The 10,572-nt window shown below is 57.6% G+C and carries 12 protein-coding genes and 1 rRNA gene; all 13 read left to right on the plus strand.

The window, feature by feature from the left end; translation table 11 throughout:
• Positions 1–18: 18 nt before the first annotated feature.
• Positions 19–903, plus strand: coding sequence for an Hsp33 family molecular chaperone HslO (gene hslO / locus RBI05_RS17085; protein ID WP_310551941.1), 885 nt, complete (start codon positions 19–21; stop codon positions 901–903).
• 18 nt (positions 904–921) lie between these two features.
• Entirely contained in the window at positions 922–1,857 is a 936-nt protein-coding gene (locus RBI05_RS17090) for a SurA N-terminal domain-containing protein (protein WP_310551942.1), read from the plus strand.
• A 99-nt stretch (positions 1,858–1,956) separates the two neighbouring features.
• On the plus strand, positions 1,957–2,919 hold the full coding sequence (gene cysK / locus RBI05_RS17095) for a cysteine synthase A (protein WP_150458673.1): 963 nt from the start codon (positions 1,957–1,959) through the stop codon (positions 2,917–2,919).
• Between the two features lie 287 nt (positions 2,920–3,206).
• Positions 3,207–3,788, plus strand: coding sequence for an aminodeoxychorismate/anthranilate synthase component II (gene pabA, locus RBI05_RS17100; RefSeq protein WP_310551943.1), 582 nt, complete (start codon positions 3,207–3,209; stop codon positions 3,786–3,788).
• The gene (locus RBI05_RS17105) at positions 3,785–4,651 is read left to right on the plus strand and encodes an aminotransferase class IV (RefSeq protein ID WP_310551944.1); all 867 of its coding nucleotides are present in this window, start codon (positions 3,785–3,787) and stop codon (positions 4,649–4,651) included. The genes pabA and RBI05_RS17105 overlap by 4 nt, the downstream gene beginning before the upstream one ends.
• Complete coding sequence (folP, locus tag RBI05_RS17110; protein WP_310551945.1) at positions 4,648–5,502, plus strand: dihydropteroate synthase; 855 nt, start codon at positions 4,648–4,650, stop codon at positions 5,500–5,502. Before RBI05_RS17105 ends, folP begins: the two co-directional genes overlap by 4 nt.
• Before the next feature lie 37 nt (positions 5,503–5,539).
• On the plus strand, positions 5,540–5,911 hold the full coding sequence (folB, locus tag RBI05_RS17115; RefSeq protein WP_150458677.1) for a dihydroneopterin aldolase: 372 nt from the start codon (positions 5,540–5,542) through the stop codon (positions 5,909–5,911).
• Positions 5,911–6,435 carry a 2-amino-4-hydroxy-6-hydroxymethyldihydropteridine diphosphokinase gene (gene folK, locus RBI05_RS17120; protein ID WP_310551949.1) on the plus strand — a complete coding sequence of 175 codons (525 nt, stop codon included), beginning with the start codon at positions 5,911–5,913 and terminating at the stop codon, positions 6,433–6,435. Before folB ends, folK begins: the two co-directional genes overlap by 1 nt.
• Positions 6,411–6,623, plus strand: a complete 213-nt coding sequence (locus tag RBI05_RS17125) for a helix-turn-helix domain-containing protein (protein ID WP_310551946.1) — start codon at positions 6,411–6,413, stop codon at positions 6,621–6,623. Before folK ends, RBI05_RS17125 begins: the two co-directional genes overlap by 25 nt.
• 16 nt (positions 6,624–6,639) lie before the next feature.
• A complete protein-coding gene (dusB, locus tag RBI05_RS17130) occupies positions 6,640–7,638 on the plus strand; it encodes a tRNA dihydrouridine synthase DusB (RefSeq protein ID WP_150458679.1) in 999 nt (332 codons plus the stop codon).
• A gap of 197 nt (positions 7,639–7,835) precedes the next feature.
• Positions 7,836–8,315 (plus strand): transcription elongation factor GreA, encoded by a 480-nt coding sequence (gene greA, locus RBI05_RS17135; RefSeq protein ID WP_150458680.1) that lies wholly within the window; start codon positions 7,836–7,838, stop codon positions 8,313–8,315.
• 150 nt (positions 8,316–8,465) lie between these two features.
• A complete protein-coding gene (gene lysS, locus RBI05_RS17140; protein WP_150458686.1) occupies positions 8,466–9,992 on the plus strand; it encodes a lysine--tRNA ligase in 1,527 nt (508 codons plus the stop codon).
• Between the two features lie 403 nt (positions 9,993–10,395).
• Positions 10,396–10,572, plus strand: a 16S ribosomal RNA gene (locus RBI05_RS17145); the annotation flags it as partial.

The following is a 10,572-nucleotide window of genomic DNA, read 5'->3' on the forward strand; positions in this document are numbered from 1 at the left end:
CAAAAGGAGCATGCACCCATGAACAATACTAGCGACCGGCTGGTGCGCGGAACCGCCATGCAAGGCAGAGTCCGTGCGTTTGCCGTACGTACAACCGGCCTCGTCAACGAACTGCAGCGCCGCCACGATACGTATCCGACGGCTACCGCCGCCCTGGGACGCACGGTCACGGCCGCTGCCATGATGGGCGCGATGCTGAAGGGCCGGGAAGAGCTGAATATTCAGGTAAAAGGGGATGGACCGGTCGGGCAGATTACCGCCGAGTCCAATGCCCGGGGCGAAGTGCGCGGGATGATTCAGAACCCGCATGTTCACCTGCCGGCCAACGCGAAGGGCAAGCTGGATGTGGCCGGAGCGGTCGGAACAGAAGGATTCATCCATGTCATTAAAGACCTGGGTCTGAAAGAGCCGTACCGGGGCAGCATTCCGATTGTCTCGGGAGAGCTCGGGGAAGACTTCACGTATTATTTTGCCGCTTCGGAGCAGACGCCTTCGGCGGTCGGACTCGGCGTGCTGGTCAATCCGGACAACCGGGTTCAGGTGGCGGGCGGATTCATCATCCAGCTCCTTCCGGGGCTCAGCGATGATGAAATCGGCACCATCGAGAAGGCGATCTCCGCGATGCCGTCGGTCACGTCCCTGCTGGATGCCGGACTTGAGCCGGAGGAAATGCTGCGCCGCATCTGCCCGGATGCGGAGGTGCTGGATGAGATGCCCATCTCCTTCGTGTGCCAGTGTTCCCGCGAGCGCGTCGAGCAGACGCTGATCAGTCTGGGCCGGCATGAGCTGGAGCGGCTGATCGAGGAGGATGAGCAGGCGGAGGTCGTCTGTCATTTTTGCAATGAAGCCTATACATTCGACAAGAGCCAGCTTCAGCACATTCTGGACCAAGCCAAATCGTAAAATCGGGAGTGCGGGGAAATGACCAGACAGGAACGGGCGCTCCGCAAGGCGGTGGCAGCCCTGTCCGTCGTTGCGCTGCTGCTGGGAGCGCTGCTCGGCCGGGAGTGGATGCGAAGCGGACAGAAGGAGCCGGACGGCGGCGGGAACCAGGTGGTTGCCCGGGTCGCCGGGACCGGGATCACGCAGGCGGAGTGGCAGAATGAGCTTCGGCGCAGGTATGGCAGCGAGGTGCTGCTGTCTATGGTTAACCGGATTGCAGTCGAGCAGGAGGCACAGCGTCTGGGAGTAGAAGTATCCGAGGCAGAGGTGGATCAGGAACTGCGGCAGACGGCGGCCGGATATGGCTCCGAAGAGCAGTATTATCAGCAGATGAAAAGTGAACTGGGCCTGACCCGGGAGGAAGTTCGGTCCGATACCCGCTATCGGCTTCTGCTTCAGGCCGTTGCAACATCCGGTATCGTGGTGTCGGATCAGGAGATTGAGGATTATCTCCAGGAGAATGCGGACCGGTTCCGGCCGAAGCGGCAGATCGAGCTGAGTCTGATTAAGCTGGATGATTATGCAGCCGCCGAAGACGTGTTGAACCGGCTCGACCGGGGAGAGGATTTCGAGACGCTGGCCCGGGAATTATCGACCGACCCGGACAGCAGACAGAACGGCGGCCGAATGGGCACGATTGAAGAGGACGACCCGTTCTGGCCCAAGGAATTGCTGAAGACAGCGCTGACGCTGAACCCCGGAGATATGGCGGGTCCGCTGGCGCTGGACGACGGGTTCGCGGTCATCCGCACCGATCATATCACCGTTCCGAAGACGCTCGGGGACGAGGAGATTCGCCGGCAGATTCGTCAGGAACTGGCGCTTGAACAGGCGCCGGCGCTGGCCGATGCAGAAGCGGAGCTGAGAAAGAAATACGGTGCCGATCTGACGGTTGACAAGGACGATCAGGATTGATAAGATGAGGGTAAAGTAAAACCTACCGATTTAGTCGGAAATAGCGTCGGCAGGTTAGCGGTTAGACGATCCCATATTCCTTCAAGGAGGTTTTTGATTATGTCCAACGTAACACGCTCGTCTTCAGCCAAGGTGGTCAACAGCGTAACGGAACTGATCGGGGGCACGCCCCTGGTTCGCCTGAACCGTGTGGTGCCGGAAGGCGCTGCCGAAGTTTATGTGAAGCTGGAATACCAGAACCCCGGCTCCAGCGTCAAGGACCGTATCGCGATCAGCATCGTGGAAGAAGCAGAAAAGGCGGGCCGCCTGAAGCCGGGCGCCACCATTGTGGAAGCCACCTCCGGGAATACGGGAATCGGACTCGCTCTGGTAGCCGCGGCCAAGGGCTACAAGGTGATCATCGTTATGCCTGAGACGATGAGCCTTGAGCGCCGCAACCTGCTGCGCGCTTACGGCGCCGAGCTGGTGCTGACGCCGGGATCGGAAGGCATGAACGGTGCGGTTAAGAAAGCGGAGCAGATTCTGGCGGAGAACCCGGACTATTTCATCGCCGAACAGTTCAAGAATCCGGCGAACCTGAAGATTCACCGGGAGACTACCGGACCGGAAATCGTGGAAGCGATCGAATCGCTGGACGGCAAGCTTGATGCATTCGTAGCGGGGATCGGAACGGGCGGCACCATTACCGGTGCGGGTGAAGTGCTGAAGGAGAACTATCCGGACATCAAGATCTATGCGGTAGAACCGGCAGCCTCGCCGATTCTGGCCGGCGGCAAGCCGGGCCCGCACAAGATTCAGGGGATCGGCGCCAACTTCATCCCGGATATTCTCAACCAGAATGTCTACGACGAGATTATTCATGTCGAGAATGACGAGGCCTTTGAGACGGCTCGCCGCGTTGCCAAGGAAGAAGGCATTTTGTCCGGTATTTCCTCCGGCGCTGCCATCTTTGCCGCGATTAAGGTCGCTAAGGAACTGGGCGCCGGCAAGCGTGTGGTCGCCATCGTTCCAAGCAACGGCGAACGCTACCTCAGCACGCCGCTGTATAACTTCGAAGCTTAAGACTGCTGCTATCGCCGTGGCGGCCGGATCTCCGGCTGCCGAACGGCTTTGCAAGCCCCTGACCGCCAATGGGCGGCAGGGGCTTTTGCTTGGGGAGGCATGGGAAAGGCTTGGGAATGGCATGGGAAGGAAATTGCTGCGCGGGGTTCCCAAAAGCATGTCCCATGCCGTATACTGACAGGCAAACCGGATTCCGCCGGACTGGATTGACTGCAGCAGCGTTATGGAATTTAATAGGGGTATACGGACAAATGCTTAAGCGGCGGACAAGAAGGAGAGATAAGCGCATGATCCTGGTCATCGACAACTACGATTCATTTACCTATAATCTCGTGCAGTATTTGGGCGAGTTGAATCAGGAAGTCCGGGTGTTCCGCAACGACGGGATCACCTTGGAGGAGATCGAGCGGCTCGCGCCGGATCACATCCTGATCTCGCCTGGACCGTGCACGCCGACCGAGGCCGGTATCAGCCTCGATCTGATCCGGCATTTCAAAGGCCGGATTCCGATCTTCGGCGTCTGCTTGGGCCACCAGGCGATCGGACAGGCTTTTGGCGGGAAGGTCATCCGGGCCCCAAGGCTGATGCACGGCAAGACTTCGCCGATTCTTCACCGCGGCGAGTCCGTTTTTGAAGGGATGGAATCGCCGTTCACGGCTACCCGCTATCATTCGCTGATCGTCGAGCGGGAGAGCCTGCCGGATTGCCTGGAGATTACCGCAGAGACGGCGGAAGGCGAAATCATGGGGCTGCGCCACAAAGAATATCCGATCGAAGGCGTTCAGTTCCATCCGGAGTCGATTGTTACCGATCACGGGCATACGATGCTGCGCAATTTCCTGAAGCGTACGGCCGGAGAGCCGGCATGAATTTTATAGGCTTGAACGGCGCGGTCTGCGCCGCTGAAGAGGCCGTGGTGTCCGTCAGGGATCACGGCTTTTTGTACGGGATGGGCTTGTTCGAGACGTTCCGCACCTATAAGGGCAAGCCTTTTCTGCTGGAGCGCCATCTGAAGCGTCTGGAGGCGGGCTGCCGCGAGTTGGGAATTCCGTACCAGGGAGGTGCCGGGCAACTGGCAGAATGGATCGCGAGCCTCATGGCTGCCAACGGCTTGGAGGAGGCCTATATCCGGTATACCGTGACCGCCGGTGAGGATTTGCTCGGCCTGCCTTCCGGCGATTACCGTAATCCCAACCGGGTGCTGTTCGCCAAGGCGCTCCCGCCGGCGGTCCCGGTGCGGGACGCCGTGCTGCTTCATACGGTGCGCAATACCCCCGAGGCCCCTGTCCGACGGAAAAGCCTTCATTATATGAACAGCATTCTCGGCAAAAGGGAACTGAATCTCCATCCCGCCTCCTCTTCGGGAGCCGAAGGGCTGATGCTTACCCAAGGCGGCCATGTGGCGGAGGGAGTGGTCAGCAATGTGTTCTGGGTCCGGGAGGGGAAGCTCTATACGCCGGATGTATCCGCCGGCATCCTACCGGGCATTACCCGGGAAATGGTGCTGGAGCTGGCCGGGCAGGCCGGGATCGAGGCAGAGACCGGATTATATGATGCCGAATATTTGATGATGGCGGAGGAGATGTTCATAACCGGGTCGGTGCAGGGAATTACGCCGGTTACCGGCGTATGGACAGGCGGCACACGGAAGGCAATCGGCCGGGGCGCACCCGGGCCCATCACGCTTGAACTGCAGCGAAGATACAACCTTGAGACGGGAGAGAAGCCATGAGACCGAACCTATATGCACGCGATTATAGAATGGGGCAGGCCCGGATTAAGCTGGGAACGCGAACCCTCCTTATGGGAATACTGAATGTAACCCCCGATTCCTTCTCGGACGGCGGACTGTGGGACCACCCTGATCTGGCGGTGGAGCAGGCGCTTCGGCTGGCGGGAGAAGGAGCGGATATCATTGATATTGGCGGCGAATCGACACGTCCGGGGCATGAGCCGGTGGATTTGGAAGAGGAATTAAGGCGGGTTATCCCGGTTGTGGAGCGAATTCACCGGGCGGCTCCGCATCTTCCGCTGTCGGTGGATACGTACAAAGCGGAAGTTGCCCGGCAGGCGCTGGCGGCGGGGGCCCATATCATCAACGATGTATGGGGCTGTAAGGCCGACGAAGGGATGGCGCGGGTGGCCGCCGAGGCGGGCTGCCCGATTATTTTGACGCATAACCGCAAGGACCGGAACTATACCGATCTGGAGACCGATATGAAGACGGATCTGGCTGAGAGCATTACGCTTGCGCTGGACGCGGGGGTTCAACCCGACCGCATCATTCTGGACCCCGGTATCGGCTTTGCCAAGAATTATGAGGAGAATCTGCAGGCCATGACGAAGCTGGACGCGCTGGGAGCGCTCGGTTATCCGATGCTGCTGGGCACTTCCCGCAAAAAGTTCATCCGCACCGTCCTGGACCTTCCGGCAGATGATGTCGTGGAGGGAACGGCTGCCACCGTGGCCTTCGGCATTGCCCAAGGCTGCCAGATTGTGCGCGTTCATGATGTGCGGCAGATCAAACGGACGGTGGCCATGTGCGACGCGATGCTGTATGCCGGCCGGCCGGAGATTCACTGAAGAGACAGGGGAACAGCAGGAAGGGAGCCGACTTAACTTGGATAAAATGAAGCTGCACCGCATGGAATACTACGGCCGTCACGGCGTATTTGAAGAGGAGCGCCGTCTGGGCCAGCGCTTCTATGTAGACCTGGAACTCGATCTGGATTTGGCTCCGGCAGGCCGGACCGATCAATTGGAGCTGACGATCAATTACGCCGAAATTCATGAGCGGGTCCGGTCGATCGTAGAGAACGAGTCCTTTAAGCTGATCGAGGCGCTGGGCGAACGTATTGCATCCGTACTGCTGGACACGTATACTGAAGTTGCTGCGGTCCTGGTCGGAGTGACCAAGCCGCATCCGCCGTTCGACATTCATTTCGAAGGCGTTACCGTAGAACTGCGGAGAACGAGAAAGCGAGAATCATGATGAAGTCATTGTCCACCTCTGAGCCGTCAGAGGCTTATATTGCTTTAGGGGCCAATTTGGGCGACCGGTTGGGGACCCTGCGCGAGGCGCTGGCTCTGCTCGATGCCGAAGAGGGTCTAACCGTGCTGCGGGCATCGGGGGTCTATGAGACCGAACCCGTCGGCTACCTGGACCAGCCCCGCTTCCTCAATATGGCGGCCGCCCTGCGGACCCCGCTGGAGCCGGAAGAACTGCTGAAGACCCTGCTGAGAACAGAGAACCGGCTCGGCCGGGTTCGTCAGATTGTCAATGGTCCGCGAACACTCGATCTGGACCTGCTGTGGATGGAAGGGCGGCGCATGAACACGCCGCTGTTGTCGCTGCCGCACCCGCGGATGTGGGAACGGGCCTTTGTTATGGTACCGCTGGCGGACATTGTACCGGGGGACGATTCCACCGGCCTGCGTGCCCTGGTGCAGGGAGCATTGCAAGGGCTGGACGGAAAGGATGGAATGGAACTGTGGACACCAAGCGTGTGGGGCTGAGGGTTCGTTCATTCCGCAAGCTGAAGGGATATACCCAACAGGAACTGGCCGATCGGGCCGGTATTTCTCTGGCGCTGCTTGGCGCTGTAGAGCGGGGCAACCGGCGCCTTGAAGAACAAATTTTAAATAAAATTGCGACTGTATTGGATATAACTGCGGAAGAACTGTCCGATAGGTCGTCCAACTAGAAGGAAGGGAACCCCAATGCTGAGAATCGGCGATATTGAATTGAAGAATCAGGTGGTGCTGGCTCCCATGGCGGGCGTCTGCAATCCGGCGTTCCGCCTGATCGCCAAAGAGTTCGGCACCGGTCTGGTGTGCGCCGAGATGGTCAGCGACAAAGCGATCATGCACGGCAACAAGCGAACCCGGGAAATGCTGTTCGTCGATGACCGGGAGAAGCCGCTCAGTCTGCAAATCTTTGGCGGCGACCGCCAGTCGCTGGTCGAGGCGGCCAAGGTCGTGGACAAAGAGACCAACGCCGACATTATTGACATTAATATGGGATGCCCGGTGCCTAAGGTAACCAAATGCGATGCCGGTGCCCGCTGGCTGCTGGACCCCGGCAAAATCTACGAAATGGTGTCGGCCGTTGTCGACGCCGTCGAGAAGCCGGTTACCGTCAAGATGCGGATCGGCTGGGACAGCGAGCATATCTATGTGGTCGAGAATGCCCGCGCCGTGGAACGGGCCGGGGGCCAGGCCATCAGCGTGCACGGACGCACGCGGGAACAGCTCTACACGGGCCATGCTGACTGGAGCTACATCCGCCAGGCCAAGGAGGCCGTATCGATTCCGGTCATCGGCAACGGTGATGTGCAGACGCCGCAGGATGCCCGGGCGATGCTGGATCAGACCGGCTGCGACGGCGTTATGATTGGCCGGGGCGCGCTCGGCAATCCGTGGATGCTGTACCGGACGGTGCAGTATCTGAGCACCGGCGAGCTTTTGCCCGACCCGTCGCCGCAGGAGAAGATCGAGGTTGCCATTCTGCATATGGACCGGCTGATCGCGCTCAAGGGAGAAGCGGTCGCCGTGCGAGAAATGCGCAAGCATTTGGCCTGGTACCTGAAAGGTCTGAAAGGCGCTGCCCGCGTCAAAGACCTGATTATGGAAGAGACGAAGCGCGACGAAATGGTGCGGATTTTGAGTGATTTTGTCGAGTACGCCACCTATGAAGAATCCGGATTATCCGCCGTCTGACCGACCTTATCTGCTGCTGCCGTGGATGCGGGAACGCTTTACACCCTGTCATTGACATTTTGTAACGGTTCCCATATAATTTCACAGTATAAATTTGAAGATACGATACAAGAGCGCAGGAAGAGGGTTCTGATCCCCCCGGATACGCATATAGTTATGGTGTTTTTCATTATGCAGACGACAGGAGAATCGGTTAGATGAGCGATAAAGAAGTTATTCTTACCCCGGACGGGTTGAAGCGTCTGGAAGAAGAGCTGGAGAACCTTAAGTCGGTCAAGCGCCGCGAGGTGGCGGAACGGATCAAGGTGGCGATCGGCTACGGCGACATCAGCGAGAACTCGGAATACGAGGACGCCAAGAATGAGCAGGCTTTTATTGAAGGCCGGATTATTACACTCGAGAAGATGCTGCGCAACGCCCGCATTATCAACAGCGACGAGATCGATACGGAGACGGTCAGCATCGGGGTTACCGTTACCGTGGAAGATATGGAGTACGGCGACACGATGGAATATACTATCGTCGGTACAGCGGAGTCCGACCCGCTGAACAACAAGATCTCCAATGAAAGTCCGGTAGGCAAGGCGATTATCGGCAAGAAGAAAGGCGCTGTCGTCGATGTCAGCGTACCGGCAGGCGTCATTCAATACAAAATCATTGATATCCAAATGAAATAGGCGGCTTCCTCCGGGAAGCCTTTTCTCACAAATACCCGCGTCGCTCCCCGCCAGGTGCCCGATCGTTTCGGAGCAAGTCGTGCCTGGTGGGGTTGTCTTGCGTTGGCGGACTCATATGAACAGCAGTTGGAGAAGGGAATGGAATCGAAGATGAATGAACAGATGAACAACAGTCAGGTCCAGCCGGAGGAGGAGCTGAGCGAGCTGCTGCGGATTCGCCGGGGCAAGCTGGACGAGCTGCGAGCGCTGGGAATTGATCCGTTCGGCAAAAAATACGCGCGCACTCACCATGCGGGCGATATTTTGGCGCAATATGACGGGATGACCAACGAGGAGCTGGAAGAGCTGGACGTAACCGTCCACGTAGCCGGCCGGATTATGGCCAAACGGAAGATGGGCAAGGCGAGCTTCTCCCATATCCAGGACCTCAGCGGCCGCATTCAGATTTATGTTCGTCAGGACAGCGTGCCGGCGGACAAGTATGAAGCGTTTGGCATTCTGGATCTGGGCGACATCATCGGCGTTACCGGCAAAGTCTTCAAGACCAAGACCGGCGAGACCAGCATCAAAGTCGAAGATCTGGAGGTGCTCTCCAAGTCCCTGCTTCCGCTGCCGGATAAGTATCACGGACTCCAGGACGTCGAGCTGCGCTACCGCCAGCGTTATGTCGATCTGATTATCAATCCCGAAGTTCAGCAGACATTCATCACGCGTTCCCGGATCATCCAGTCGATGCGCCGGTATCTGGATTCGCTCGGTTATCTGGAAGTTGAGACGCCGACCCTGCATGCCATCGCCGGCGGAGCGGCAGCCCGTCCGTTCATTACATTCCACAATACGCTGGAAATGCAGTTGTACATGCGGATCGCCATTGAGCTGCATCTGAAGCGCCTGATTGTAGGCGGTCTGGAGAAAGTGTATGAGATCGGCCGCGTCTACCGGAACGAAGGGATTTCGACCCGTCATAACCCGGAGTTCACGATGATCGAGCTGTATGAAGCCTATGCGGATTACAAGGACATTATGCAGTTAACCGAGAACCTGATCGCCCATATCGCCCAGGATGTCCTCGGTACGCAGAAGATCCAGTATCAAGGCCATGAAGTGGACCTGACTCCGCAGTGGCGCCGCGTCTCCATGGTCGAGGCCGTCAAGGAAGTGACCGGTGTTGACTTCGGCGTGCAGATGTCGGATGAAGAAGCCCATCGTCTGGCTAAGGAGCACAAAGTACCGGTAGAGAAGCACATGACGTTCGGTCATATTCTGAATGCCTTCTTCGAGCATTTTGTAGAAGAGACGCTGATTCAGCCGACCTTTATTACCGGACATCCGGTTGAAATCTCGCCTCTGGCGAAGAAAAACGACCAGGATCCGCGGTTCACGGATCGCTTTGAATTGTTCATTGTCGCCCGCGAGCATGCGAATGCGTTCAGCGAGCTGAACGATCCGATTGACCAGCGGCAGCGGTTTGAAGCCCAACTCCGCGAGAAGGAGCAGGGCAACGACGAAGCGCATGAGATGGACGAGGACTTCATCCGGGCGCTGGAACATGGTATGCCGCCTACCGGGGGTCTCGGCATCGGTGTAGACCGTCTGGTCATGCTGCTGACCAACGCTGCTTCGATCCGAGACGTACTGCTGTTCCCGCATATGCGGAACAAAGGCGGAGAGCAATAAGACCGGAAGGAAACGATCGACCGCGGGCGTATGCCCGCGGTTTTTTCTATGTTTTAAGCCAGCCGAATAATAATTCAAATAAACACTTGCCAAGTAACTTCGATTCGTGGTATATTCTTATTCCGGCCGATTGATCCTGATTCAATCGAATGAAACAAGATCAAAAAAAGTGCTTGCACAAAACGGTCGGACGTGATATAGTATAAGAGTTGCTGGTGCGAACGAACATCGGTAATGAAGATGGTTTGATCTTTGAAAACTGAACAACGAGTGAGTATTAATCGAGAGTAACATCTCGTCAGATTCATCTTATGAGCAAGTCAAACGAACTTGTTCGTCCGAAAGGATCGGCTCAGCCGAGATCGATGTCTTTCGGACGTTCAGCTCGACGAAGGTCGAGCCTTTTATGGAGAGTTTGATCCTGGCTCAGGACGAACGCTGGCGGCGTGCCTAATACATGCAAGTCGAGCGGATTCATTCAGAGAGCTTGCTCTTTGAATGAATTAGCGGCGGACGGGTGAGTAACACGTAGGCAACCTGCCCTTCGGACCGGGATAACTACCGGAAACGGTAGCTAATA

The organism is Paenibacillus glufosinatiresistens, assembly GCF_031470375.1.
Classification (GTDB): Bacteria; Bacillota; Bacilli; order Paenibacillales; family Paenibacillaceae; genus Paenibacillus_AQ; species Paenibacillus_AQ glufosinatiresistens.

Bases quoted from the DNA above. Each gene is read 5' to 3' on its own strand.
- hslO (WP_310551941.1), top strand. From the start codon at position 19: ATGAACAATACTAGCGACCGGCTGGTGCGCGGAACCGCCATGCAAGGC.
- RBI05_RS17090 (WP_310551942.1), top strand. From the start codon at position 922: ATGACCAGACAGGAACGGGCGCTCCGCAAGGCGGTGGCAGCCCTGTCC.
- cysK (WP_150458673.1), top strand. From the start codon at position 1,957: ATGTCCAACGTAACACGCTCGTCTTCAGCCAAGGTGGTCAACAGCGTA.
- pabA (WP_310551943.1), top strand. From the start codon at position 3,207: ATGATCCTGGTCATCGACAACTACGATTCATTTACCTATAATCTCGTG.
- RBI05_RS17105 (WP_310551944.1), top strand. From the start codon at position 3,785: ATGAATTTTATAGGCTTGAACGGCGCGGTCTGCGCCGCTGAAGAGGCC.
- folP (WP_310551945.1), top strand. From the start codon at position 4,648: ATGAGACCGAACCTATATGCACGCGATTATAGAATGGGGCAGGCCCGG.
- folK (WP_310551949.1), top strand. From the start codon at position 5,911: ATGAAGTCATTGTCCACCTCTGAGCCGTCAGAGGCTTATATTGCTTTA.
- dusB (WP_150458679.1), top strand. From the start codon at position 6,640: ATGCTGAGAATCGGCGATATTGAATTGAAGAATCAGGTGGTGCTGGCT.
- greA (WP_150458680.1), top strand. From the start codon at position 7,836: ATGAGCGATAAAGAAGTTATTCTTACCCCGGACGGGTTGAAGCGTCTG.
- lysS (WP_150458686.1), top strand. From the start codon at position 8,466: ATGAATGAACAGATGAACAACAGTCAGGTCCAGCCGGAGGAGGAGCTG.